This is a genomic window from Nostoc sp. 'Peltigera membranacea cyanobiont' 210A (genome assembly GCF_002246015.1).
GTDB lineage: Bacteria > Cyanobacteriota > Cyanobacteriia > Cyanobacteriales > Nostocaceae > Nostoc.
This window is the reverse complement of the sequence record NZ_NOLJ01000017.1, coordinates 49329-75850: the sequence shown is the minus strand read 5'-3', so window position 1 is coordinate 75850 and position 26522 is coordinate 49329. Positions and strand designations below refer to the sequence as shown.

General features: G+C 40.7%; 31 protein-coding genes. 20 read left to right on the top strand and 11 right to left on the bottom strand.

The genetic code is table 11. The features are described 5' to 3' along the window. The first annotated feature begins 79 nt into the window (after positions 1–79). Positions 80–517 (top strand): hypothetical protein, encoded by a 438-nt coding sequence (locus tag CDG76_RS34480; protein WP_094353316.1) that lies wholly within the window; start codon positions 80–82, stop codon positions 515–517. A gap of 185 nt (positions 518–702) precedes the next feature. Then, a complete protein-coding gene (locus CDG76_RS34475; protein ID WP_094353315.1) occupies positions 703–1026 on the top strand; it encodes a hypothetical protein in 324 nt (107 codons plus the stop codon). Positions 1027–1104: 78 nt separating this feature from the next. Here CDG76_RS34475 and CDG76_RS34470 read toward each other — a convergent pair whose 3' ends face one another. The 5 genes from CDG76_RS34470 to CDG76_RS34450 form a co-directional block, all read right to left on the bottom strand. Further along, complete coding sequence (locus CDG76_RS34470; RefSeq protein ID WP_094353314.1) at positions 1105–1644, bottom strand: hypothetical protein; 540 nt, start codon at positions 1642–1644, stop codon at positions 1105–1107. 152 nt (positions 1645–1796) lie between these two features. Beyond that, positions 1797–2582, bottom strand: a complete 786-nt coding sequence (locus tag CDG76_RS34465; RefSeq protein ID WP_094353313.1) for a DUF6753 family protein — start codon at positions 2580–2582, stop codon at positions 1797–1799. A gap of 183 nt (positions 2583–2765) precedes the next feature. Further along, positions 2766–3536: a mobilization protein gene (locus CDG76_RS34460; protein ID WP_094353312.1), complete on the bottom strand. Its 771-nt coding sequence runs from the start codon at positions 3534–3536 to the stop codon at positions 2766–2768. A gap of 45 nt (positions 3537–3581) precedes the next feature. Next, positions 3582–4154, bottom strand: a complete 573-nt coding sequence (locus CDG76_RS34455; RefSeq protein WP_094353311.1) for a hypothetical protein — start codon at positions 4152–4154, stop codon at positions 3582–3584. Beyond that, entirely contained in the window at positions 4151–5299 is a 1149-nt protein-coding gene (locus tag CDG76_RS34450; protein ID WP_094353310.1) for a ParM/StbA family protein, read from the bottom strand. The genes CDG76_RS34455 and CDG76_RS34450 overlap by 4 nt, the downstream gene beginning before the upstream one ends. 936 nt (positions 5300–6235) lie before the next feature. On the opposite strand from CDG76_RS34450, the gene CDG76_RS34445 reads away from it, so the two are divergent. The 3 genes from CDG76_RS34445 (at position 6236) to CDG76_RS34435 (ending at position 9558) form a co-directional block, all read left to right on the top strand. Next, entirely contained in the window at positions 6236–6610 is a 375-nt protein-coding gene (locus CDG76_RS34445) for a plasmid mobilization protein (protein WP_223265518.1), read from the top strand. Beyond that, entirely contained in the window at positions 6607–8112 is a 1506-nt protein-coding gene (locus CDG76_RS34440) for a relaxase/mobilization nuclease domain-containing protein (protein WP_094353309.1), read from the top strand. The genes CDG76_RS34445 and CDG76_RS34440 overlap by 4 nt, the downstream gene beginning before the upstream one ends. 90 nt (positions 8113–8202) lie before the next feature. Next, a complete protein-coding gene (locus tag CDG76_RS34435; RefSeq protein WP_094353308.1) occupies positions 8203–9558 on the top strand; it encodes a hypothetical protein in 1356 nt (451 codons plus the stop codon). A gap of 162 nt (positions 9559–9720) precedes the next feature. Here the strand turns inward: CDG76_RS34435 and CDG76_RS34430 are convergent, their stop codons facing one another. Both CDG76_RS34430 and CDG76_RS34425 read right to left on the bottom strand, forming a co-directional pair. Next, on the bottom strand, positions 9721–10344 hold the full coding sequence (locus CDG76_RS34430) for a hypothetical protein (protein WP_094353307.1): 624 nt from the start codon (positions 10342–10344) through the stop codon (positions 9721–9723). Between the two features lie 55 nt (positions 10345–10399). After that, on the bottom strand, positions 10400–10651 hold the full coding sequence (locus CDG76_RS34425) for a hypothetical protein (RefSeq protein WP_190241074.1): 252 nt from the start codon (positions 10649–10651) through the stop codon (positions 10400–10402). Between the two features lie 140 nt (positions 10652–10791). On the opposite strand from CDG76_RS34425, the gene CDG76_RS34420 reads away from it, so the two are divergent. Beyond that, positions 10792–10983 carry a hypothetical protein gene (locus CDG76_RS34420; protein ID WP_094353305.1) on the top strand — a complete coding sequence of 64 codons (192 nt, stop codon included), beginning with the start codon at positions 10792–10794 and terminating at the stop codon, positions 10981–10983. Between the two features lie 2 nt (positions 10984–10985). Further along, the gene (locus tag CDG76_RS34415) at positions 10986–11564 is read left to right on the top strand and encodes a siphovirus Gp157 family protein (protein WP_094353304.1); all 579 of its coding nucleotides are present in this window, start codon (positions 10986–10988) and stop codon (positions 11562–11564) included. A 273-nt stretch (positions 11565–11837) separates the two neighbouring features. On the opposite strand, the gene CDG76_RS34410 is transcribed toward CDG76_RS34415, so the two are convergent. Next, positions 11838–12401: a Uma2 family endonuclease gene (locus CDG76_RS34410; protein ID WP_094353303.1), complete on the bottom strand. Its 564-nt coding sequence runs from the start codon at positions 12399–12401 to the stop codon at positions 11838–11840. A gap of 123 nt (positions 12402–12524) precedes the next feature. Here CDG76_RS34410 and CDG76_RS34405 point away from each other — a divergent pair, with 123 nt between their 5' ends. From CDG76_RS34405 to CDG76_RS34380, 6 genes are all read left to right on the top strand, one after another. Next, complete coding sequence (locus tag CDG76_RS34405) at positions 12525–13169, top strand: hypothetical protein (protein ID WP_094353302.1); 645 nt, start codon at positions 12525–12527, stop codon at positions 13167–13169. A gap of 5 nt (positions 13170–13174) precedes the next feature. Further along, positions 13175–13612, top strand: coding sequence for a hypothetical protein (locus tag CDG76_RS34400; protein WP_094353301.1), 438 nt, complete (start codon positions 13175–13177; stop codon positions 13610–13612). 146 nt (positions 13613–13758) lie between these two features. Further along, positions 13759–14583, top strand: a complete 825-nt coding sequence (locus tag CDG76_RS34395; RefSeq protein WP_143854223.1) for a hypothetical protein — start codon at positions 13759–13761, stop codon at positions 14581–14583. Further along, positions 14556–15314, top strand: coding sequence for a hypothetical protein (locus CDG76_RS34390; protein WP_094353299.1), 759 nt, complete (start codon positions 14556–14558; stop codon positions 15312–15314). The genes CDG76_RS34395 and CDG76_RS34390 overlap by 28 nt, the downstream gene beginning before the upstream one ends. Next, positions 15298–15990, top strand: coding sequence for a hypothetical protein (locus CDG76_RS34385; RefSeq protein ID WP_094353298.1), 693 nt, complete (start codon positions 15298–15300; stop codon positions 15988–15990). The genes CDG76_RS34390 and CDG76_RS34385 overlap by 17 nt, the downstream gene beginning before the upstream one ends. After that, positions 15981–16889, top strand: a complete 909-nt coding sequence (locus CDG76_RS34380; RefSeq protein ID WP_223265517.1) for a ThiF family adenylyltransferase — start codon at positions 15981–15983, stop codon at positions 16887–16889. Before CDG76_RS34385 ends, CDG76_RS34380 begins: the two co-directional genes overlap by 10 nt. 163 nt (positions 16890–17052) lie before the next feature. Here CDG76_RS34380 and CDG76_RS34375 read toward each other — a convergent pair whose 3' ends face one another. Further along, the gene (locus CDG76_RS34375; protein ID WP_094353297.1) at positions 17053–17772 is read right to left on the bottom strand and encodes a response regulator; all 720 of its coding nucleotides are present in this window, start codon (positions 17770–17772) and stop codon (positions 17053–17055) included. Positions 17773–18512: 740 nt separating this feature from the next. On the opposite strand from CDG76_RS34375, the gene CDG76_RS34370 reads away from it, so the two are divergent. After that, positions 18513–19652, top strand: a complete 1140-nt coding sequence (locus CDG76_RS34370; protein WP_094353296.1) for a hybrid sensor histidine kinase/response regulator — start codon at positions 18513–18515, stop codon at positions 19650–19652. Between the two features lie 128 nt (positions 19653–19780). Here the strand turns inward: CDG76_RS34370 and CDG76_RS34365 are convergent, their stop codons facing one another. Then, complete coding sequence (locus tag CDG76_RS34365; RefSeq protein WP_094353295.1) at positions 19781–20107, bottom strand: hypothetical protein; 327 nt, start codon at positions 20105–20107, stop codon at positions 19781–19783. Positions 20108–20192: 85 nt separating this feature from the next. Continuing rightward, positions 20193–20324 carry a hypothetical protein gene (locus CDG76_RS39300; protein WP_256874665.1) on the bottom strand — a complete coding sequence of 44 codons (132 nt, stop codon included), beginning with the start codon at positions 20322–20324 and terminating at the stop codon, positions 20193–20195. 35 nt (positions 20325–20359) lie between these two features. Here CDG76_RS39300 and CDG76_RS34360 point away from each other — a divergent pair, with 35 nt between their 5' ends. From CDG76_RS34360 to CDG76_RS34340, 6 genes are all read left to right on the top strand, one after another. Continuing rightward, a complete protein-coding gene (locus CDG76_RS34360) occupies positions 20360–23731 on the top strand; it encodes an RNA dependent RNA polymerase (RefSeq protein WP_094353294.1) in 3372 nt (1123 codons plus the stop codon). Between the two features lie 479 nt (positions 23732–24210). Then, complete coding sequence (locus CDG76_RS34355; RefSeq protein ID WP_223265516.1) at positions 24211–24819, top strand: helix-turn-helix domain-containing protein; 609 nt, start codon at positions 24211–24213, stop codon at positions 24817–24819. Continuing rightward, positions 24716–25132 carry a transposase family protein gene (locus CDG76_RS38845; protein WP_223265515.1) on the top strand — a complete coding sequence of 139 codons (417 nt, stop codon included), beginning with the start codon at positions 24716–24718 and terminating at the stop codon, positions 25130–25132. Before CDG76_RS34355 ends, CDG76_RS38845 begins: the two co-directional genes overlap by 104 nt. A 216-nt stretch (positions 25133–25348) precedes the next feature. After that, entirely contained in the window at positions 25349–25765 is a 417-nt protein-coding gene (locus tag CDG76_RS34350; protein WP_094353293.1) for a hypothetical protein, read from the top strand. Positions 25766–25798: 33 nt separating this feature from the next. After that, positions 25799–26077, top strand: a complete 279-nt coding sequence (locus CDG76_RS34345) for a hypothetical protein (RefSeq protein ID WP_094353292.1) — start codon at positions 25799–25801, stop codon at positions 26075–26077. A gap of 77 nt (positions 26078–26154) precedes the next feature. Then, positions 26155–26505 carry a hypothetical protein gene (locus CDG76_RS34340; protein WP_094353291.1) on the top strand — a complete coding sequence of 117 codons (351 nt, stop codon included), beginning with the start codon at positions 26155–26157 and terminating at the stop codon, positions 26503–26505. Positions 26506–26522: the final 17 nt, after the last annotated feature.

Sequence of the window (26522 nt, the reverse complement as noted above, 5' to 3'; positions counted from 1 at the left end):
AAGAATTTAAAAGGGAGCGAATTGCATCTTTCGATGCTGTTTCTATGAGAAAAATACTAAATACCAAGGAGTAATTCTCATGGTTAACGCTAACGTTCGCAAAACTGCCAAAGCATCACGTAAAATTGAAAGGCATATTCCTGCTTTAGAACGAGTAATGACTTATCAGGAAAAAGTACACCTGATGGTCATTGAAGTATTGCGGGAAGAATCAGGAAGAGAATTAGCAGCAGCAGCCAGATTTAACGGACAAGAGTTTGATTGGGATAAACACAATTCCCAATTCCGTAAGGACTATGTAAATACACCATTAAAAGAACTGGTGAATTATGCCCGCAAACTTTACGGCTTGAATAATCTTGATGAAATACGAGATAGACGTGCTTCTCATAAAGCTGCTCGGTCTAAACGTATGGACGGACTCAATGGTTTAAGTAGCAACTCTGATGACTTGATAAATGACGATTTTGAACAAGATGAAGATGAAGATGACGAAGATATAGAAATTGACGATTAATTAGAATGCCCTGAATTATCTAATTCAGGGCATTCTATTTCCCACCCACCCGCATCCAACAAACAGAATTGAATGCAGCGATTGCTGCTGAATTCAATAAATTTAAAAGTGAACTCTAACTCAGAAGGCATCTGTCGATGCTATTTAGGTGAGATGTAGCAATTCGTTAATCAAAGGATAATCAAATGACTCAAATGACTCGTAATCAGGAACAAACAAAAGCGTTGGATCAAGTAATAGGTTATCAGGATAAAGTGCGATTAATGGTACTGGAAGTTTTACGTGAGGAATCAGGCAGAGAACTTGCTGCTCAAGCACGTTTTAATCAGCAAGAATTTGATTGGAACGAACATAACATTCAGTTTCGCCAGGATTATAGCGAAACTCCCATCAATGAACTACTAGCATACGCCAAACGTCTGTATGGACTGAAAGATTTGGATGCAGTACGGGAGCGGCGCAAAGCTCATAAACAACAACGTACAGCTAGATGGGCTGAAGCTTCTTAATTACCTGCTGGTTCTCACAGTAGCCCCACATTTTAGTGGGGTAACTTTTTTGCCCACCCACCCTCAACCGTAAAAGCTTTATTTTACAGAAGATGCAGCTTCGCACCCCGCCCCACCAAATGTTGTAATTGTCCGACTGGAAAGTTTACTAGTCATCAACTCATCAATCTGCTGGTTTGAAAGTTGAGTTGGCTTGACTTCGACTGTAGGTGCAGTTTCTCCCTTGTTGACTTGAATAATGGAATTAGCCCAATAAAACTGCTGTTGGTCAGGTTGGGAATAAACAGGATAACAGCCTTTCGAGGCGATCGCCAATTTATGCTCTACGCTAGAAACTGATGGTAGAGAAATACCAGCACGAACTAATTTTGCCTCTCCTACTGGGCCCCACAAACGTAATTGTTGATTTACACAACGTTTTCCATCCTTGAGAGGGGCAATAATGTTGCCACAAACTTTAACATCCACGTCATACATCGGCGGATAATCAGGCACAGTTTGAGCTTGAGTCGTATTCCTCTCATCCTTGCCACTGACATTTACAGTAGTAGGGGTACAAGCTGTAACTATACCTCCTATTACCAGCAGCCAAAGCCACTTAACTTTGCAGGTAAACATCTGCTGAATCCTCTTCTACGATTGAGAAATTGACAACTAATTTTTTAACTTAAACCCCGTCCATTTTGAAACCTGGAGTTTTTAAGGAGAGTGTATTATTCGTTCGTCGCTTGAGTTCTGAGCTTTACTCTAATCCCAAAAAACTATGGTTTTCAAGGTTGACGCGGTTTAGATACAAACTGGCGCTGATTGCTAGGTGATGTCCATAACGTGCAGAACCCGGATGAGGCTTTTCTGCTACTTGCTCCAATTTCCAGTGTTACCCCCAAACGCTTAACATCCCTAGCACAAGAAAGTTGACCGTTTTGGTCACGACTGAGTAAATCTTGATTCCATTGCATTAGATTGTGAGCAAACTTACCTTCATTACTGGTTGCCCATTCCAAAGCATTGGCTTGGGCTTGTGTGAGTTGGTGTGGCCCAGCAGGATCTAGATGACTAGATTGATACCAGGACATTCCACCTACACTTACTAGTCCCCCTACTCCAGCTGCAATTAATAGCAGTATTCCCGCAGCAATTAGAGAGGGAACTGAATGAATAGCACGTTCAAATTCAGTACGCCTAATTAATCCCGTCACAGCCTGAGCGATCGCTTTTTGCTGACCTTTTACTGCTGCCTTTTCATATGTCTGGAGATGGTCATAAAGCTGCGTTTGCCACAGGTCAAACATTGCTTCCATTTCTTTGGGATTGTCTTCCAACAGCACTTGTAGCCTGCCAGTAGCAATCATCATCAGAAATGCTGGGTCATCAGGGTCAAGTCCGGTTTGGACTACTATTTCCCAAACCCTAGCTTTAAATGAATCATCTTTACCTCGAATCGCTAAATCTAGTAAAGTTGGGTAAGGAATTTGGCTCAGTCCTTTGCCTCTAGCGGCTACTGAATCCAAAAATTCATCGTCTAAATCGAGTTCTTCAGTGTGAGAATTACTCATATCTGTATTTGCTTTTAGCTAATTCGCGTCCTCGTCCCCCACGCTCATTTGGTAATTTGATTTGATGGTGGGAGATGTCACTGAAACAGTGTTGAGTGCTGAGTAAGGAGTCCTGAGCAAGAAGTAAAATTAATTGCACAGGCTAAACACCCTGCTATCCATGTACAGCACTCCTGAATTAGATTACTTCTTGGTAGCAACCTTGCCGTTGACATTAGCATCATCAACTTTTTCTGTCGGGGCAGTAATTGAAGCTGTCGGAAGGTTCCAAATTTTAGCCTTCTCAATTTCCTCAGAAGCTTTTTTGAGAAAATTGTGTAATCGCTGCTTACCCAATACACCTAACTCTCCATAATCTCTAGCCGCAGAAAAATTTATCTGATTGGCATCAAGGATATCCCGCTCTCGATAGCTGAACTTGGGAAAATTGATGACAGCTACTTTATAAGCTTTGATTAAATCCTGTAAATTCTTACGTCCATCTACATGTTTCCAGTCATCGCATAAACCATAATTGCGTACAAATATGTGCTTAATCTTGTTCTCAAAGCGTTCGAGAGATTGCATAAATAATTGAACGCTGTCATATCCACCACTACAAACAAACCACTTATATATTTTGACCTTATTTTTTCCAGTAAGTTCTAGGATTTGATTACGCTCAATCCAATCAGTTACTGCTGGGTATACTTGAGCAGGTAAATTGACAATGACAGAAGTTGTTAGTGCTAAATTAAAAATTTCATCAGCATCGTAAGCTTTACGCTCTGATTCGCTAAAAACTGCTGTTTTATGATTATCTGGGTAAAATGCGCCCACATCTGGATTACTTTGGTCTGCTTCTACCAATTCATAAGAGAGTTTATTGTCAATGCAGTATTGCACCATAACCCGTGCAAACAAAGACTTGCCAACTCCACCTTTTTCACCATCCATGAAGTGAATTGCCGCCATCTTAAATCTCCTTTGTGATTTGACTGAATGTGCATTAATAAATACTTAAATATTCTCAAACATATCGTCTGTTTCATCATAGAAAGACCCCTCACCAGGGATGAAGGAATCAGAATCTATTTTGTGTTTTTGCTTGCTGTTACTATTGTTATTACTATTACTAATACCTTTGTTTTCGCCAATATTATCATCAGGATTAATGTGACTAAAATTACCTCCATCTAGACCGAAAATAGTAGCAAGGGTTTGAGGATTAGTCATAGTGCTTATAGGCATAGTCAAAACATCACTTGATTTATGCGGTAATCCTAGTTCCATTCGCAAATATGCCAAGTGTTGTTCCAGGGCATGACAACAAATCAACCCTACCCGACGCAGTTCTTGATCGCTAATATCTACACCTGCATCTGCTTGTGTTTTGTATGCTAAAGGCAACCAGCACATTCGTAATGCCTGCAATACCATCTCTTTGCTAGAACGTGCTTCATCTCCCTGTTGCAAATATGTGATTAACTGGCCGTCTACTGTATTTGAGTAAGGATGGTAAGAAAATCTAAAAATTTTGCGCTGTCTATTAGTGTCATGATTTTTACGTAATTTATTATTAGTCATAGTCATGCTACCTTCTCGATTTGCGCTCTAAACCGCATAAACAAACCAAACGCATCAATCAACCTAAACGACAAAGCTTCCTGCTCTCGGAAAGTACGGTAATAATCATTACTTTTATCCTTGAATACTTCTTGTACCTGTTGCTGTAAGTCAGCACCCCAATAAGTTGAAATTTCTTGAAAGCACTCTTGTAACTCTTGCTCTAAGTACAATGCTGCGCCACCACTCAAAATCACCTCGTTCACCGCAGGTAAAGTTGATTCCAGCCAATCGTAAAGCCTAGACCAATACTCAGCTTTAGCAGTAGCAATGGCATTAACAATCATCTGCAATTCATAATCAAGATTTTTAGGTTCTCTACTTTTGACCAGAGTGCGAATTGCTTGGTTGTCAGGTGTGATATCTGAACCGGCTGCATAGATGGCAGAGGTCAAAGCAGTGGCATCCTGTCCCGATGTGCGCTCAATTACTCGCTTTACCATTTGGTGAAAGCCCAGCCCATTGGTGTAACCCGCCGTCATCTTGCCCCGTTCAAATAATAGAAGGCTGGTATTGCGATGCCCGAACATTAGCACTGCGATGGTTTGAGCGTTAAACCATTCTTTACCATTCTGGCGTTGGCGAATCATTGCTAATCCCGCACCTTCGGGTAAGCACTCGAATCGCTCCAATTTCACTCGCAACCTTTGACCCCGAAACCTAAAATCCTTGAGCGCAGACTGTAACTGTTGCTCAAATGCTTGGCGATTTTGATATTCACCATAGGGTAGTAGTGAGGTCAGTGATAGTGAAAACCTGTTAGGCAATTTGTTATGTTGAGCGATCGCACCGATTACTGCTAAGGCTTTGTGAATTGAGGTTTCGTACTTGAGCTTATCGAGTCTGGCAGATGCTGAAAACTGCCGTGCCAGGAATCCAATTACCGTACATTGTGTATCACCATCCGCAGGACTTGACACCCAGGCTTCATCTACTGGTTTAGGAGATTCCAGACCCTTGCGACTCGACATATAAGCGTCAATCGAACTTTGAGGCAACTTTAGCATCTCTGGTTCCATTGTCATCAAATGTGGTTTGCCTTCAGTTGCTAGTTCGTAAACAATCTTGGTCAAGGAAGCACCAGGGTCAAAACTGACTATCAGATTTGACATTGACTGTGGTTGTGATTATCCATAAAAGCTGTTTTTAACTTAAATGCAAATATTGGCTGTGAACATCACTCTACTGACCATTTGTTGGAGCCAAATTTTAGCCAATTGGTTATTTTTTTCTAGAGTGGTAAAACTTGCTAGAGTAGATTTTTCATGATTGAAATAGGCGTAAATAGGTAAACCAAAATTTTCAATAATAACGAATTTACTACGTTTAAGTTTTTGCTCTAGCTAGTTTTGCCACGCTAGATTTTTTTTCGCTGCTATTAATTAAGTCGTTACTTTTATGCTAAAAAATTCAATTTAGAAAAGTGCGTCATTACAGATCCATGCCAGATCCACGAACGAGCCATTGCAGATCCCTTAGAGTGACAATGTTGATCCAATAGAGATCCATTTGTCTGAGATACGTATTCTATGTATAATTTTTATTTGCAACAATACTTGGCTATTGACAAAAATTATGCGATGAAAGATCCAATACAAATCCATTAGAGATCCATCACATATTCATCCAGCAGTTGATTTGAGCAGCCCAAAAAACCCTTTGGTGAGTAGCAAGCTATGTTGCTGTCCGGACATTTTTTCTGGGGAGAAAAAACGCACCCCCTAGGTGCGGCAACAAACTTGCCCTCCTTTCACGGTTCCCCTACCTAAGTAGGTCAACCACCGTGACAGAGGGGAAGATGAGACGAAAATTCTCTCTGGGAGTTCAGCCTGGAAAATTTCTGCAAGGTTTGGGCGAATTAGCTTTTTAATTGCGCGATGGGCTACGCTTGCCGTAGGCGATCGCTATCTTGACTTCCTTAGTACTCAACCAAAGCTATTGCAGCGCATTTCATTATCTCGCATCGCATCTTGGTATCGAACCAGAATCGTAAGTAACCGCTTGGTCAATGACAAATGATAGTGCAGTCGTCAAACTTAAAACAGCTAATGACTAATGCATCAATAATGCGACAGAAACGCTCACACAGGATAGACATTAGACTGACTTTGGCAGAATACGAGAAAGCACAGCTAATGGCAGATGAAAATAATCTCACTATGAGTGAGTTGTTTCGTGCCAAGACTCTGAAAAATAGATTGCCCAGGCGTGTCACCAAAGTAGCAGGCCAAACTTACTGGGAATTGGGGAAAATAGGCAATAACCTCAACCAAATAGCTAAAGCAATCAATACTTCAGTACTTATGGGAGAACCTGTGGTCGTAGATAGAGCATTGTTGTCACAGGTAAGAGATTTGGTGAAACAGGTGCGGCGAGAGATTGCTGAAATTGATTTAATCACTGATTTACAAGATGAAGGATGATTGGCAAGCACATCAAAGGTAAAAGTTTTCGGGGACTGCTAAACTACCTCTTTGGCAAAGATGGAGCAAGACAAATCGGTGGGAATATGGAAGGAACAAACCCACGGGAATTAGCAGCTGAATTTGGTATATCTCGAAGATTAAACCCGAAGGTGAGCAGAGCTGTTTATCACGCTTCTCTCAGTTTGGCCCACAAAGAGAGTTTAGATGATGATACTTGGGATGAAATCGCCCAAAAGTATCTGCAAGCAATGGGTTTTGATATGAACCAATATGTCGTAGTGCGGCATATTGATCGGACTCATGAACACATACATATTACTGCTAGTCGCATTCAATTAGATGGCACTACAGTTTCTGATAGCTGGGACGATCGCAGAAGTGAAGCGGTAATTCGCAAGTTGGAGCAGGAATACAATTTACAATCAGTGCAACCAAGTTGGGAAAAAGATAAGCACAGTCCAACTACTGGCGAACGTAGGCACATTGCCAGAACTGGAGAGGAAAGCGTTAGAGTGAGACTCCAGCGATCGCTCGACCAAGCAACCCACGACCATCCCACTATGCCAGAGCTAATAGAGCGAACGCAACAACAAGGTATTAATGTCCGTGTTGGTTATACTCGCACAGGCATTGTCAAAGGCATTAGTTACCAACTTGATGGTGTGGCTTTTAGTGGTACGCATCTGGGTAAAGCATATACCTTTCCTGGTTTACAAAAGCATCGAGGGGTAAACTACAGTCCCAAGCGGGATGACAAACGCATCCAGAAACTCATGGAACAAGCTGTTGAACATCCTACACTAGCAGTGCCTCCAAAACAGGATGACAAACGTATCCAGAAACTCATGGAGCAAACTGTTGAAAATCCCAAACCAGCAGTTACTCAAACAAACTCCTTGCCTATACCAGAACCAACAAACTGGGAGCAAATACGCCTAAAGTTAAGCCAGCAGTACAATTTACCCAATTCTCTGCTCACAGAACTGTATGAAAAGGGTTGGCTCTATGCAACTCAAACAGGTCAAGCAATATTTGTGGAACGCACACTCGATGATCTTCCAACTCTTGCCAAGCAGCTAGAACCAACAGGTAACTTCACCGCCATTCCCCTGAACTCTGAACCGACAAAAAAAGGTAGTTTTTGGATTGCTACAGATGCCACAGTAGAAAGAGCAGTATTGGTGAGTGACCTGATTGAAGTTCTCTCTGTCATTGCCTTAGAATCAACCATTGACAAAAAACAGCGCAAACCTACGTTGTATTGGAGTGTAGATGATAGCGAGCAATTACCTTTAGAACTTTTGCGATCGCTTGATACAGTAGTCATCGCTTTTAAAGATAATGAGAAAGTTGAGGACTTGATAGCTGAGATACTGGCTGAACTACCTCAAGCCAAACAAGTTTCTCCAGGTAAAACAAGCTGGAATGAGATGCTAACCCTGAGCAAACTGCAACCCAACCAAAGTCGAATAGCAGAGTCTCAAGGTTGGGAACTTTAATATTAGTAACCAGAGTTAGGGTTTAACTGAGATTTTGTAAACAAGAGCGCGATTGCGCCACTGGGAAATGAACCTTTAGGCGTAACTGCCATGACCTTCAATCCCAGACAAACAACGATTAAATTTCTTAGACAAATAGGCTTTACCACCGGAACCAAAATTTGGCTCAGGATTTCTTGGGACTTGCCCACAGAAATGATACCTAAAAACTGGAATCACTACTGTCGCAATGGTCAATTTGTCTACTCCCACTACATTCTCTGCGGTAAAATCACCCAGCAAGGATTTCAACTCTACTGCTGTACTTACGGAGGTCGAGACAAACAAGGCAACACCTGCTGGCGACTGACACCTAAACGCTATGCTGATGGTTGGGCATTGGCATTTAAAATGTCATATCTTGGTGCTACAGTCAGCTTTTACCCCAACCAACCAGACAAGGGAATCAGCAATCAGCACGTTAGTCAATGCCAATGTTTATTCTACGAAATTGATGATTTGGCATTGAATGAGCAGCGACAAGCTGTAGACTGGCTAAAGGACGAAATCAACTTGGAACCCGCCGCCGTAGTTTACACAGGTGGGAAATCGCTGCACGTTTACTTTAAATGCAGCCATTCCTTGAATCCTGCTGAATGGCTGTATCTCAATCGCCAACTGACGATTATCCAAAACGCAGATCCAGCCATTTGCAACTTAGCTCGTTCCATGAGACTGCCAGGTATGGTTCGCAGACGGGTGGTGGATGGAATATTGAGTGCAACCATCCCCATTACCCTAGAGCATTGGTCAAACTGTCAGTACAATGTGGAAGAACTAGAAACCGCATTTGATTCTACAGCCTTATTCCCCTACGAACTTTCTGAGCAACATTGGCGCAAGTGGGTGCAACTTCTCACAAGAGCGAAAAATGGAGAAGTTATCGACCCACAAACAGCGTTACTGCAACCTTCTGTGACTGTCCCTTGCTCAACCTTGCATTGCCGACGAGGAACAGTAATACAGGCTACAACCAGAGATAATGGCTCATCTCTTAAACAACTACGCGCTAGCGGAGTGTCTGTTCCTTTGTCTATTTGTTTAACTTTGAGCGATCGCACTTTACTAACTTATGGCGAATTTGAGGGAAACAGAAACAATTCTGGCTACAAATTAGCTCGTAACCTACTGGGTACATCTAATTTACTCACTAGAAACAGAATCGCTTATTATCCCCAACCACGCCAACTATTTGATCGATATTGCGATCGCTGTACACCTACACTTGAATCAACTGAGGCAGATACAATTTGGCACAGTGCAAATAAAACAACAGCCTTTGCCAGTCGGGACTTTGGCTCAATTGTCATGAGCATTCGTAAGTGGAAGTTACACCGCAAATCAAAAAAGCAATGCGTAAGAAAACCAAAAAGATTAATTAACGAGAGATTGACAAAATCGATGTAATACCCTACCAATTTCTACCCATAATTTACCGTGTACACATATCTTTGTACAGGATTAAAACGGTGTGGGACAACTCCAAAATACTTGTGTGTACACGGTAGCCCTATTCCAGGGAGACTATATGACTATTAAAGATGAGTATTGAAAGTACTATCTCTAGTTTTACTTTCCCATTTTTGGTAAATAAGACTGACGATAATTGTTCTTAGCCATCAGCCTAGCCTCACGCTTTGTCCACTGTTTCTGCAAAGGAACATCAGCCAATCTTTGCAATAATATGAATACACTATCATCTCCAGTCAACCGAGCGATGATTTGAGCGATCGCCTTACAACAACTCCAAGGATGACGCACTACCTGAACTTCTGCAAATCTCACTACACCCCAATTGCGCTCCAAGAAAAAACGGTTACGGATTTTATCGTCATCAACATCAATGCAGTGGTGAGGTTTACCTGTATCTCCAGCATAAGGTTCATCAATCTCAATATCGAGAGCTAACCCAGAAAACCGATGGTAAAGGATAAAATCAGCCGAGTAACGTCGAGACGAACCAGGAATTTCAAATTCCACCGCTTGACAGATAAGATTCTCTAGAAAAGCACACAGTAAATGGCGAAAAAATTGCTTTTCACTGACACCTTGCTTGGCCGTACCATTTCCATTTGGTAATTGAACACATCCTTGAAACGAAGCTTTCAAATGCTCCTGACTTGTAGAATCTTTAGTGTATAAACGTCTCACTAGTGGTGGATAAAGAATAATTGGATAGTACCCAGTAAACATAACCACACGTTTGTTAAACTTTTAGCAATCAAGAAGAACAACATCAAGACAATAACTAGAATTTATCTAATCTAATATCCTTCCAAATATCAGAAACTTGCCATCCCGTCTTACCAACAGAAAGGACTATAGGATTATCACGCGCTGGAATATAGTTAGCTTCCTTATTACTTCCACCTATTTGTGGCTGTTCTTCAAGCATTGGTTCTTGCATATTAATAATGTCAATTTGAAAATTATGTTCTTGTGTTTCCTCGATGATTTTTGTTTCTCGGAGTAGCTTTTCCGATTTTTTGATGAGCTTCATATCTATTTATAGTTTTAACGCTTGATATTGACAAAATAACAATAATCTGAAATTAAGTTAATTCCTAAAAACTTGGGAGAATACCAACACAGATAGGTGCGCTATCGCGCCAAAATTGATGGCGTTACACAACCAAAACAATGCAACAATTAACAGCTATTTTAACAAAACTTAAACCTAAATTTGTTGCTCCTCCGATTTTAAATTTTCAGCCTACACAAGAAAATGCTTCCAATTTATCTTTCAATACTAATTTAGATTCAGGCACTATAGCTATATTAGAACAGATTGAAGCTGAATATGAATATTACCAAGTTTGTGAGGAGTGGTAGTCATGAATTTAGCACTCGCTCAACAATCCTTAGCAGGACTTTCCCAAACTGCTGCTCATCTCTGGAAACAGCTAACTAATTGCCAGACTCCTGAAGAAGAAGCTGCTATCATCACCGCTATTTGGGAAACTCAGGAAGTTCAAGAAGAAGTTGTTGATATCCAAGCAGAATTAGCATTACAACTGGATGCTGAAATAGTGGCTATTAAGCAACGACTAGAACATCTAAAAGCTGTACATCAATCAGCACTGTTAAGACTAGAACGCTGGCGACAAAAATTAGATGAAACTATTTTAGAACAAACCGCCGCAGGAATTCTACCTGAGCAAATGATTGGTAATTCACTTCGCATCACAATTCAAGAAAATCCGCCAAGTTGTGAGGTGCTGATAGATGCAGAACAATTATCTCCAAAATACCGCAGAGAAAAGACTGTTTACTCAGCAGACAAGAAAGCTATTATTGCTGCTTGGAAGAAAGGTATTCCTGTAGATGGCACTCACATCATACGTAAGCGCCGAGTTATCTATGCTTTGACAGCAACAGCAATTCATGACTTCAAAGACTCTCTTTTAACTTAACAATAGCTTTAACTGATTTATCAGCCAACAGCAGGGATTTTACTGTTTTGTTGGCTGCTACTTATAACTATTTTTTGATACTTACAGCACTTGCGGCAGCTATGAGGTACATCCTAAAACCTGAAAGCGATGATAGGAGAGGGGCAAGGAGAAAACTATATTGCATAACAGCCGGAAGCGCTGTAAGTAGGTTGGCACTAGGAAAGTGAAATATGTTCAAACGTAAGTTAATTAAGCCTCGTTTCTAAAATAAATAGTGTTTCATCTGTTTCTCTAATTGCTCATTTTTAGCCAACCAAACACCTGAGCTACAGTTAACTCCAAGTTTATCCCGGCTAACACTGGCAAACGCTCATCACCCTGTAAAAGTTCTGGTTGCTGATTTGGACGGAAGACCAAAATTGAACGATCTTCTGGGTCTATTAACCAACCTAATTGGCAACCATGATCTAAGCAATAGAGAATATTGCCTGTGACTCGATTTGAACTTTGTTCGGGAGAAAGAATTTCAATTGTCCAGTCTGGAGGAAGCAGAAAATCGTTGGGTGCTTCCCCATCAGCAGCAAAGGGAATACGCGACCAGTTGAAAACCGCTACATCAGGTACTACTGACCGGATACCAAAACTACAGCGCAGTTCTGGAAAGGCATAAGCAATATGCACGCTTTCGACAACATCATTAATACTGTTGCATAGCCTTAACTGTAATCGGCTATGCTTCCCTTTTGGCATTGGTTTTTGAATAATTGCACCATTAATGTAAATGCTTGCAGGCTTGGTTTCTGGTAGCTTGAGAAACTCCTCCAAAGTCAGGGATTGGGTAATTACCGTAGACATGGCTCCCGAAAAAAAGCAAAGGGGATATGTTTTAGTCTAGCAGTACCGTAGTCTCAAAAACAGTTTCTACTTCTGGCTACCGCCACAACTGCTTGCACACCAGTTAACAAGGCCAAAAAAGCTATGACTACAAAATGGCTAACACCAGAACAGGCCATTGTCAAAGCCAACCTCACTGTTACATCTGAAATCTTAAAATCTTACATTTCAGAACAACAGGGAAAAACCACTGCTGAAGAACAATTCCAAGCTTTAGGATTGCTATTTGACAGGGAACGTTTGCGTGCAGGTAAAGCTAACTTTTTACAACTTTTAGAACCAGTAAGTGATGAAAATAGCTACGCCGAAGATGAAATCGACTCTCATCAGTTAGATGACGATGACATAGAAACATCTGCTACCAACAAGGTAAATCAACTAGAACCATTTATTTTCGAGCAATGCAAAGTTCAAATCGTCATCACTTTACTACCTACACAACAAACAGGAGATAGACCTGTAATGATTGCTGCTAGCAGTCACGGTGATTTCCCTGTAGTTACCATGCTCAATCAAGAAGAACTCGGTGATTTTCCACCTGCAATTGTTCAACTACTGGACGAACTCAAAGCCGATTTTCCCAATCGCCAAATTCGCCGGAATATAGCCCAGACTAAAGCTGTCAAAACCAATAAACCGCCCACTACCCAGACTCCAGTACGCACTGAAACTGCTAGCTCAGATACTACTAAATTAGCCAGTAATACTACGCAAATCTCACTGTTTTAAATGCCATGACTACTACAAATAGTAACAAATTACTTGTTATCTACGAAGGTCAACAGCACTGGATTCCAGAAGCGATCGCCATTAATGACCAATTACTACGGGATGCCTTTACTCCTCTTTGTGCTGAACTGGCAAACGCAGACATTGAGCGTCAACCAGGAGAACCCATTCGCATCATCAAGAAGCCCGGTAAAAAAGGTACTTCTTCTCTAGATTGCTTGATAATGGCTCCTGAAGAAATCAACCCCGCAGTCCAAATGTGCTACCAAATGCGTCAACGTCAGATCATCACTGGAATTGACTGGCAAAATGCAGGACAACTATCAGTCCAGATTGAAGAAGCGATCGCATCTGGGACAGAATTTTCTGAGTCACTCAACCAAACCCTAAAATCCCTAACAGCCTGCACTCCCACATCTAGCCTTATCCCTGAAGGTTTTTGAATGCTAACAAAAGGAGTTGGAAATTGACTTGAGGGGTAAATTATTGTCCAAATTACAGCAGTTTGCATTTCGACTGAAGTAGACCCCACACCCTACCTGCATCTCTTCTTTAATTCCAACCCCCATAATAGCGAGTTGTAGAAAGTATGTCTCACCTCGTACCCCTCAGTATGGCAGAGGCAATTTATAGTCTTTATCAGTGCCAATTTACCTTAGATGCCACAGAATCACTCGATTATTTGGAAACCCAACTAAACATTTACTCCTTACTAGCACTGTATCAGCACTACTTCCCTACCGAATGGAAAGCCAGCCAAGCGACTATTTACCCACCTACAGATATAGATTGCCATAGTCCCAGAGAACTGGAATTCATTGTACTGATTTACACTCATCTATTTCCGTTATCCCACTGGACTGTAGAAACAGCCTACGAACAAAGATTGCATAGCATTCCTATTACCCCAATGGGTATTGACTGGACAATGGATGGAGAAATTGAACATCTCAAAGATGGTTGGCAACTACTTTTACCCTTTAGCCATGACAGTCGCCGTTGGCTCGATGACATATACCCAGAAGGTAGCGATTGGTTTGATAGTGAATTTGCAATTTACGAAATTACGTACAGTGACATCGACCACCCAGACGAAATTGACCAAAAACAACTGAAACGCCAGTGTCATCACTTAGATAATCCTTTAAAGTTTCTGCCTTTAACTTTAAAGCTGCTAGATCATGAAACTAAAAACCTTTGGTTGGATGAGTACGCAGACGATTATTACTACCAACCTGACTGCGCCTCTTTACCTTGGTCAAAAGCATCTATTGATTTGCTCACCAGAAAATGGCAGCAAGCAAACCGAATGCTGAACTGTGCAGCCAACTTAATTGATTGGCTAGAAGCAGACTTAAAACCTCATGCTCAAATCCTACTAAAACTATGGAAACAAGCATTGAAACCACGTTAATCGACGTTACATCCACAGCAATTGTATCCAGCGAGATTCTACGAGCAATTTTGGCAGACCCTCCCCGAAAATCTCCAGTAATTCAAGCAGAATTGCTGTTTTTGGATGGCATTTACATCTTCCACCACCGAGACAAAGAAATTGCCGATGCTCATATTTACAAATGTATCTCACCGGCAGCCCTGAGAATTGCTTTTAGCAATGAACCAATTGATACTGGTTGGATGGAACCAGGAATTGTGCGCTGGGGTACGGGCAGTACAGACACATATTTGGTAAAATTTATCTCACCAGCCACTCATACAATCAATTGCGATGAACTTGGATCTTTAACCGTTCCGCTACCTGCAATAGTTTTTGTGGGCAAGGGATTAAAATATTGGGTTTGGGCAATTCAAGAACATGAGTTTACTCCTCAAGCACCAGCCTTTCATGTGCCACTACCCAATGTCTACAGTTCTGGACAGGTTTGCTGGGGAGTGAACGAACCACCTGCTGCTAATGGTGTATCAATTAACCATGCTTGGAATTTGTTTATTTCCAGTATTTTCACCAACCATTTAACAATAAGTAAATCACAAAAATACCACAAGGATGTTCGCCACCAACTTCTAAAACTGCACAGAAGATGCAGACGTTCAACCTATCCTGTATCTGACCTTGTGCCTATCGGCAATCAGAAAAGTGTCGCTATGCTTGTGCAGGAAATCCTCGATGAACTCATTGCTTGAAGGTATTATTGGTTACAAACTTGTCACAACTTCATCTCTGCCAACACACACCAGCAGTGGACTAGAGTACCTTTATGCCGGAAATGGCATCTTTGCTAGAGCCATTCGTCCTGGCATAGAGGTATTAATGCCTATTTGCTTGTGTTCCCAAACTATCAAAGGGCTACCTCACCTAACACCTTATCTCAAAATCACTCCCTTAATTCCCAAACCGCTACTACTAGAAATGTGGCGGTCGAGTTATCAAGCTGGCAATCAATTTCATGAAATTCTCTTTCACCTCCACTGTACTGATGCAGGCTGGGATTTACAAGTCCCAGAGCAAATTCAAACTCCAACTAGCTGCCAGCCAACTGATTCTGGGAGTGACTCTTCCCACCAGAAAGCGGCTGTAGACATCCATTCCCACGGTTCCTTACCTGCCTTTTTCTCTACCACCGATAATGCTGATGAATCTGGCTTTCGCATCTATGGAGTACTAGGTAGAGTTAATACCCTGAAACCAGAGATTAAATTACGGGTTGGACTGTTTCGCCACTGTTGGGATGTACCTGCTAGAGCAGTATTTGAAATTGACCGAGACTTTTTTATGGTTGATGTCTCACTTTCATCTGGCTGTAAATTTTACAGTACCGATGTACCGCCTGTAAATGTGATGGAGAAGCTATGGAGGTGAATTTCAATTTAGCAAATGCTTGTCCCCTCACCAATACCTGTATCAACTTAACCAACCGTACTATGGAGCTAAATCTTGATTTGGCAAATGCTTCTCCTGTCGTGACTGTCAACTACTCGAAGATAGAACTGTGGCTAGTTGGGTGCGGCGGTACTGGTTCTTGGTTGGCTCCTTCTTTGGTTCGGTTAGGTAGAGTTCTTTCTCAGCAAGGTAAACAGGTGAAACTCTACTTTGTTGACCCGGATCGTGTTGAGTCAGCTAACGTTTTACGCCAGTGCTTCTGTGATGCAGAAATCGGATTCAACAAAGCCAAAACTCTGGCACTGCGCTACTCCCTGGCTTGGAAGATGGAAGTTACAGCGATCGCTCAACCTTTCCAACCCCAATGGATTGTCCCCAGTTACAATACCCTAATTGTTGTCACTGCTTGCGTAGACAATGCCAAAGCCAGAGAGTCAATTACCCAAGTACTTCAGCACAACACTCATCGCTCTGCGCCTCACATTTGGCATTTGGATTGCGGTAACTCCAAGCGTAGTGGTCAGGTACTATTAGGTTCTCATCTGTCTACTAACCCCAATGACTATGATTTCGAGGCTTTAGGCTGCTTTCGCTTACCTGCGCCAACTATACAGCAACCCGATCTACTGGTTTCACAACTAGAAGAGTTGCCAAACAACAACTTGTCCTGTGAACAAATGGCTTTGCTCAATAGCCAATCCTTGAGCATTAACCAGCGAGTTGCTGCGGAAGCATTTGATTATTTGCTGCAATTGACGACGGGAAAACTACGACGATTTGCTACTTATTTTGACTTAGAGAGTGGTAGCGGAAAATCCTTGTATACAACGCAAGTTAGTATTATGCAGACGATTCTCCTCGGTCAATCCTGCGCGTAGGCGTAGCCCGCATTTCTCCACGAGACGCTGCGCGTAGCTTGCTTCCACATTTGCGTAGCGTCCCGTAGGGAAGTGGTACAACAAAGCTCAGTGACCGTCGTAGACATCGCTCCCCTCTCAAGTTAACAATCAAGCACTGTACAGCAGCTTCTGTACAGTGACTTCAATTAAGCAAACCAGCCCGCAACGCTAATACAGCTGCTTGAGTGCGATCGCTTGCACAAAGCTTGTTCAAAACCCCACGCACATATACTTTTACACTTCCCAAGCTGAGATAGAGTTTCTGGGCAATTTCGTTATTGCTATAGCCTTGGACAATTAACTCCAAGACTTCCAGTTCCCGTTTTGTCAGTGGATCTGCTTGCAGAATGCTTGCTTGCTCTGGGTCAATTGCAGAGATCGTCACCGTTTGAGTAGCATTCGGTTTTACCGCAGCAGCCACTCCTTGACGAGTATGCTTGAGAACAATGCGAGCGATCGCTGGATCAATCCAAGACTGACCTTCATGGGTGATATGCAGTGCTTCCAACAACAACTCGAACTTAATTGTCTTCACACAGTAAGAGTCTGCCCCGGCTGCAAACGCTGCCAGTACCATCTGCTCTTTGGCAAAGGAAGTGAGCATCATTACTTTAGTCTGTGCAGCAGTTTCCGACACTAAAGATTCCCGAAACTGCTGCACCAGCCATATTCCGTCTCTATCAGGCAAGCCAATATCGATGATTGCTATGTCTGGTTTTGTACTTTGGAGCAGTTTCAACCCATTGGAGGCTGTAGCTTCATCACCCACGACTTGAATACCTTCTTGCTCGTTGAGAGAACTACGCATCCCAATCCGCGTTAAGCTGTGGTCTTCAATAATTGCTACTCGAATATCTACCATCATTTACCTCAGCAGCTTGGTAACTATACTTTTTTAACTGTCGAATATGGTTTCAAGGAAAGGATTACTCCATTGGACGAAAAATTTTAGCTATTTAGCCAAAATGTGGCTCTTGAGATGCAAAGTGGCATTTCAATGTTATTAAACCTCATCCAGGTTGAAACCAGTAGTTTTTACAGTATTGGCTGAAAAGTTCATATATCAATGGCTACATATCTCAACTAGCTGTTGAAAAAGCTCCAGTGTTCAAAATGGACATCTTTTAATCTGAAAATTCTCTGAAAAAATCTTCCTAAAGTATAAAAAAATATAAAAGCACTGAAGTTAAACTGAAACCAATACAGTTTATTCTGACTTGTGTCCACATCACACTTAGAGGAGGATGTAGCTTATTTTTAAGCGAGAACCCTGGCTCTTACACATAACATAGCCAGATTAACAATTCGTAATTACGTTATGCATGGGAATTTAGACCTCAATCATAAGGTTGTGACCTGTAGAGATGGGAGACTATAACCAGTTTCTTAATTACCAATTACGTAGTTTGCTTCTTGTCGGAGGCGAGTATTACGAATTAGTAATTATATTTACCAGTGCCTTGAGTTTTAGAAAAATCTGATGAATCTTCATCGCTGCGTAGTGGTTAGCATGGCGCTTGAAAATACACTTTTGACAACGAAATTTAGCTTTATTACTCTTTTTCTCTACTCAAAAGAAATTAGGTTTATCAAAGGCGTTTTATGAACACTTTATCTTGGAATATAACTTCAGAACAAAGAAACCAAAGAATTCTGCTGGTGGATGACTCAGCTGACAGCCTCCGCTTACTGCAAGTCACCTTAAAACTGAAGGGATACAACGTGATCATAGCCGACAGTGGTGCTGAAGCATTGGTAAAAATTGCCGAATATCCTCCCGATTTGGTAGTGCTTGATGTAGTGATGCCGGATATGGATGGCTATGAAGTTACCCGGCAAATTAAGCACAACTCAAACTTACCTTTTATCCCAATTTTGCTGGTGACAGGTTCTGAAAAATCAAGTGTCGTCAAAGGTTTAGATGCAGGTGCAGATGAATTTATTCGCAAGCCTGTAGATAAGAAGGAATTACTGGCCAGGGTGCGGGCTTTGCTGAGACTAAAACACAGTATGGATGAACAACTATTCCTCATTCAGCGACGGGAAGATTTTGTGACTCGTCTCACTCACGACCTGCGAACTCCATTGATAGCTGCTGACCAATTCCTAAAGTTGCTACAAAGAGGTGTTTTTGGCAATACCTTATCAGCAATGCGTGAATCTTTAGAACAAATGGCTCAGAGTAACCAAACTTTGTTGTCAATGGTCGATACCTTGTTAGAAGTTTACCAGTATGAAGCTGGAGGCAAAACGTTGGATTTCTTTGTGGTTGATCTGTGGGAATTATGTCAGCAGGTAGTGCAAGAACTAATGCCTTTGGCTGATGTTAAACATTTAACTCTCAAAGCTGTCTTGACAAAGGGTACTGAAGCTTCTTTCGTTAGAGTTAAAGGCGATCGCCTGGAACTACGCCGACTTCTCACTAACTTAGTTGGTAACGCCATTCGCTTCAGCGATGCTGGGTCAGTAGAAGTTCGCCTCAATTCCACTGTTCAAGGGGTAACGATTGAAGTAGAGGATACAGGTATTGGCATGAATCCAGAAGAACAATTACTCTTATTTGATCGCTTTCGACAGGGTAAGCATCAACGTCGAGGAAACGGTTTAGGATTATATTTATCCCGTCAAATTGTTGAAGCCCATCAAGGGAATATCTCTGTTTCATCGACTGTAGGAAAAGGCAGTATTTTTACAGTTTATTTACCTGTACAAACAGCTTATTTAAAAATGTTATCAGCATAAAAAGTTTGGGAAATCGAGCTTAAGGATTTACACTGAAATAACTACCTACTTTATCAAAAAAACTGATAATCAAGGTTTTCATTTATTCAAAAAGGTAACTTATTAATGCGTGCCTCTTAAGGGAAGTTTTACCAAGATTCATCGGGTTCAGGTGGTCGCCAACCACGAGTAGTTGAACTTTCATCACCTAGTCTATCAATTGCTCCAGGATCGCTATTGAGAAATTCATCTAAATCTTCATATCCACTTGGATAATAAAAACCTGATGTAGGTTTGATAGGATTTTTCTTAATTATTATGCTTTCACCAGGTTTGAGATGAGCATATTCAGGGTAATGTTCATCTTGGGATATATCATCAGAAGGAGTGATCAACTCATCTCCTGGTGAATCTGCGTCATCGTCATAAAGCATTACTAATAAACCATCTTCTAGCCGTTGAATTCTTTTATTCATAAAATCTAGTGGTAGCTTCAAAATTGTGTAGCCTCAGTAACACAGTGGAACAATGATAATACGATTAAAAGCACTGTTCAACTATTTAACTTTCTTGGGAGTCTGCTAGCAGAGCTAATACCGTATAAAATACCGTCTGCCATGAAATCAGTAAATTATCCACTTGGATGATTTTATCGAGTGTAATTTCGTGCCAAGGTGAATATTGGAGTCTCATGCTTGCTAGATAAGCTATCTAATAGATTATTGGTAATGGATTTAACCACTAGAGTCTTAGAAGGTTCTGGTCTGAGTATACCTATCTTTGATGGGTCGTATAACAATGGTAAGGGAAGATATTTATCTGAACCAGAAATCATTAAAAATTCTCTGCTCGAACAGATGTTTGAAGCAGAAGATTTACAATCTCTACTACTGGTTAAAATTGACAGTAAAAATCCAGATGCCAACCATTTAAGACAAAGAACCTTTCAGGATGGAATCCGACGCAAGTTAGCTTTCAGTTCTGGCAATAGTTATTACTTTGCTGATGGTTCACTGCATAAAAAAATTAGACGCTTATTCGCTACAGAACCGGATACTGCCTGTCGCTATGGTTCTTTACTAGTTAGCAATTGCTACAAAGGCTCAGAAACTTTTACAGGGCTGCGAGTTAAAATTGTGGACTTTGAAGATCCGCAGTATGCTCATTATAAAACAGGAGACTGTCACGGCAAGATTTCGCCTCAACTTGCCAAACAATTGGGAGGAGAAGGGAATTGTCCATTCCAATTTCGGTTTGCCTGGAGAAGTAATTGGGCTGAACCAGATAATTCCCAGTGCCCAAAAACCAGTTTCTTATCCAAAGGTACTTTCCTACCCGATGCCAATTTGACTGATGCCCAAGGCTACGACATTATTATGGATCGTTCCTCAATTAAAGGCATTAAAAAGTCGGAACTCAAAAACTTAATACCCTGCGGTGACTATGAGTTTCCCCAAGCGGTTATCGGGAATCGAGGTAACGCCAAAGCTACCAGCTACGATAATAGTTGGCAATTTACCATTTGGTACTCAGAAGAAGCAGTCAAACAAGATTTGAGCAAACCCACCGAAGAAAAAACTAGAGAACTTGCCGAGTTGCAGCGCAATCCCTTGGTGTTGGCAAAATATATCATTCAACAATATGACAAACAACAGCGATCGCAGCAAGAGCAATCAGAAGAAGCTTTTAACGAAATTGAGAGTAATGCTAACAACCAAGCACAGGAATCTCGTTGGATTTCCCTATTACGCAGCGATAAATATGGTCAATTGATTGAAACCCCCAAATTTCGCAAATTTGCCACCGATTACATAGCCAATCAATGGCGTGACTTAGCGATTAAGGGAGGATATAACCATAATTCGGGTATGGCAATGCCATGCGATCGCCTAACTCGTGGCACAATCTGTGTACCTCATCTACCAGAAGGAGATGTCATTCTCACCCGTTACCCCATCGTCAACTCAGACAACATCCGCCTCTACCAAAATATCCACGATCCAGAATTGAGGAAAACTCGCAACGTAGTTTGGATTCACCCCAAGGATGCCGAGGAATACCACCAAGCCGATTTTGACGGCGACCAATTAATGGTCAGTTCTGCCAGTAAACTACCTAATATTGCCCAAGAAACTCTCCGCGCAGGTGAACCGGGAAGATTTGAGCCAGTTAAACAACGCCCTAAGCTGGCGTATACGCAAATTACAGATAAAGAAGGCAACTTAAAATACAAAAATTTAGCAGAGATTGCTGCTGCCAGCAGTCAAAATAAAGTAGGGCTGGTAGCAACAAACATTGGACGTGTACAGTCATCAATGCCCCAAAACAGTGAGAATATCGAGCGATTTGAAAAACGACAAAGGAAGCTACTAAACCGTCTATTTCAGGCACTTCAGGTTGAGGTAGATTCGCCCAAAAGTGCAGAAAGATTGGAAGATATCAAGGAAATAGGTGGAGAAAATTTACTCGCCGATGCCAAAAAATGGTCAGAGTCTCACCCCAGTTACTTCTTTGACTTTAAGAAAGATGAACGGCTTTATCGCTCCTTTGCCATGCCTGCGGATGCTCCCGGCTCAATCAACGTGATTGCAAGAGTTGTAGTCAATCCTTTGTGGGAACCAACACGCATTCGCAGCAGAGATAGGCATGAGTTTCGCTACCTGTTTCCCAAAGAGACGCTATCTGTAGATGCCTTGGAATGGGCCGACGAACTGAAAACAAGGTTTCAGCAAGCTAGAGACCAGATTAAGGAACGGGTGGGAGATGACAGGGAAGCCTTTAATGAGGAACTAGGGAAGCTCTACGAAAGCTATCGGGCGGAAATTGATGAATTATTCACCAGTCCAGAAGAGAGGTTTGTAAGTCGTGCGGACAGGCTCAGTCAATGCGTAGCGTCTCGCAGAGAAGGCGCGGCAGCGCTGTGGCACACACAACACACCCGTCCAGAATTAGATCGGCATCGCAAAGACTGTTTAAAGCTGGCAGAACAGATGGAAATTACGTTTTCGTTTCAGAACGATTATGAACTGCCAAGTGTTGCATTACCACAGGATATTTATGTTTTGAGTGTTCCTTTCGGTGCAGGTGCTATTAAATGGAAAGAATCTTTAGAACAAAAGGGAATTAAATTTGATGCCACTATTCATCCTCAATTACCTCTGATTGAATTTGCTTTGAAAGACTTATCCCCCAAAGTAGTTGATAAATTAGCTGCTAAATTTGGCGAAAACATTAACGATTTAGATGAACTTAATATTCCGAAGGATTTGAGAATTATCCCGCCAGCAGATCATAGTTGGGCAACATCACGTCAGGATTCAGGTGTTGGTGCTTTGGCATATAACCTGTTTACAGAAGAAGTATGTCAGCAGCTTCAAGATTTTCAGTTTGATGAAATTAAAGTGTTGGGTATCAAATACAACGACTTCGCCAATGAAAACTTTGCTAGTAAGCAATGGAAAAAGCGCAGCGTTACTCTGGAAGTAGGAGTTTTTGAGTTACCCGAATCACACCCAGAGCATTATCGTTACAACGGTACACCGATATTACAGATTGATGGCAAGAATTTAGGCACTTTTGCTCCCGACAGTCCGAAACTGCCGATTGGTGCGACATTTGCAGCTACTTTGCAACCAGATGGCTCTAGTATTATCCTCAAGGTTAATCCTGAGTCAATCAATCTGCCAGAAGTTCCATTACCGGAATCAGAACCAAAATTAGATACTGCTGGGCAATTCCGAGCCATTCACCGTGAACTTTGGCGTAAAGAAATGTTTGATAATTTGGTAGGGGCGATCGCTACTACCTACGAACAGCGACAAGCCAATCAATCTGCAAGTAATGAAATTGAGCAGTTTAAAATTGGTAGCCATTGGACTGCTTATGTGCAACCCAGTGGTGATTTTATTGTCAGAAATGAAGGTAAGCGGACGATTTGTCGAGGTAATCTCCAGACGGGTGAGGAGATATTTCCACTTTCAGAAAAACGTGCCAGTGAGCTAGAAGCGATGATTTTAGAGAGGGAACGATCACCTCACAGAAAACATGAGTTATCACATAATGGACACCATATTAGCAGTCAGGATATAGAGCTGAACTAAAGTGGTAAAAAAATTATTTAAATGCGTAAAATAGTATAGGCGCTTTTATAAATTTACGATTAACTTTGAAATCCAATAAGAATTTTTCTTAAAAACTATTGATTTTAGACTAGCTTTTATTTGATATATTAAAGATATTTTCAAACCGAAGTAAAGCCCATAAGAATGGTGTATCAAATAAAGGATATTTGCAGATATGGTTTAGGTATGGCGTTGCTCTAGAAAAAACCTTAGTTTCAATTGAAGATGTTAAGCCTGGGAAAACTCAGCTAAGGTGTCCCTAATGTGGTTATGAGTTGGCAGCAAAAAATATCTATGAATTTATCAAACTTATCATTAGAATTGGAGTTGCCTATTTGCCTGATTGCAGTGTAAGCCTATCCATAAATAACAGATAGTTTTTATCACTTGTATCAGCTTTTCAATAGACCTATCTTTAAAATAAATTTTGTGAGAAAATAAACGGAATAAATGTAATTATGCGTATTAATAATGACAAGCCCTTTAGAGAGAATAAATTATATCCCGATGAATCAAAGCGATTAATTGGAATAAAATATGAAGACTTTATTGTATTAGTAACATTAGCAGAAAAAAAGCATCTAGAGAAAAAAGCAGAAATGGAAGAAAGGAAAATTAGGTTAATTGCTGCTGGAGGAGGACGTAAAGCAGAAATGACATCGGCGGAGGGGGTATGTCTATGCTTAGTATACCTAAGACAGAAGCCAACATTTGAGATTCTGGGATTACTGTTTGATGTGTCGAGAACAAAAGCAAATAATACATTTAATTATTGGGTAAAAATCCTCAGAGAAATTTTACCTGCATCCCAAGTGGAAGAAGTAAAAAATGATGATAAAAAATATCAAGAATTATGTAAAAACCTGTGTGAGTATGAATTGCTAGTAGATAGTGCAGAGCAAGCTATCTTAACGACCAGGGGACTATCAAGAGCAAAAAAAATATTATTCAGGCAAGAAGAAAATGCACACATTAAAAAATCAATTTATAGTATTGCCAGGTGGTCAAGATATAGTGGATATTTGCATTGGACAATTAGGGAAAATAAGCGATATTACATTATTTAGGAATAATCGCCAACATCTAGATGCCAAACAAAGATTTTTAGGGGATAAAGCTTATATAGGAGAAAAATTGATTACCACACCTTTGAAGAAGCCCAAAAAAGCCGAACTTTCAGAGATTCAAAAAGAAGATAATAAAAAATTATCATCTAGAAGAATTGGTGTTGAACATCTCATTTGTAGGGTCAAGACTTTTAGAGTAGCTAGTGATAGATTTCGTTTAGCTCTACATCGTTATAGTCAGGTGATGATGGCAGTATGTGGATTGGTTCGACTGCATCTAAATGCTTCATTTATACTAAGTCATAATATTTGAACTATCAGCCTTTAGATTGACCTTTTTAGAAGCCTATGTTTCTCAAAACTTTTCATAATTCTGATATTTTCATCCCTAAACCCTTATTTTTACGTTCAGCCATAATCCGTGTTTTATTGCAATTATAGTTCCTGGAACTCTTTCACAGTAAGCTTTTTATCTTTTGTGGACAAGTCTATTGATGTTTGCATCGGTATTCAAGGAAATTATTAATTAATGAGTTTATCTACTTTACCTATAGAAGTTGAATTAGCCGCCGCCAAAATATTATCTGCTCGTTATCCAAACTCTCGCTTTAAATTAACAGCAGAAATTGAAAAAGGTTTTATAACAATTGATTTTCAAGGCTACTTTACCGAAAGTTTTAATCCGAAAAATCGTCCTTATTCTAATCCTATTAGTGAAGCTTATCGAAATAATAAGGTTGATTTCCGGCTATTTTGGTCTGGTGAACATCTAGCCTTATCGGGTTGGTGGAGAACTGCAATTCTATCGCTTGAGTACACTCCCATACGGCAAGTGTGGTTGAATGAAGATGCGGAGGAAATTTCTCGTCCCTATCCAGACGGTGATAAGTTTGAGGCAATTGCTAATTCTTTGTACCCAATATTACAACAGTATTTTCCTATTTGAAGATTACGTTTAAAAAGAAGAGCAGAGTTAAAAATGATAGTTGCTAAAATAAATCAGCTAATAATCTCTGACAAAATAAAAATTTACTTCTCTATTAAAGAGCTAATTCAATTAATAGAAACGCGGATAGTGGAATTAGATGAAAATCTAGAATTAACCACTGAAGATATTTTTGAGATTGTGTGCCTAGAATATCACCTAAATGCTGATTTTATAGAACAAGAGCTAAGTTGTAAATGTCCATTTGCATTAGCTGGCTTTTTAAGTGAGTTAGAACAGACAGAAATTTCTGATTATTTAACACTTGATTAATTTATTACCTCTTTTATAAAATAAACAATAAGCTTTTGACCACCGACACAGACACTTAATAAATATTAATTTTGACCATGAACCGCTCGGAAATAGCTCGGAAGATTGTTAAAGAATGTGGTATTGAGCTAACCGAAAAACAAGAACAGTATGTTATTGCTTATCCCTTTTCGCCTGATGTTTTCCCCGTTGCCATAGGTGACGATGGAGGCATTGTTTTTTATGAATGTGAAGTGCCCATTACAAGAGAAGGTGATTTAATTAAAGTCGGTCATAGATACGATACTACTGATGAAGATAATATGTTAGTTAAGTCAATGGAATTAAAGAGGTATACAGCCTCTTTTAGATGGTACATAACTGTAGTTGATTCTGATGGTTATGAGTGGCCGATGTTAGTTTGGGAATTTAAACGTATTTCCTTTTAATCTTAGGATTCTTTTTC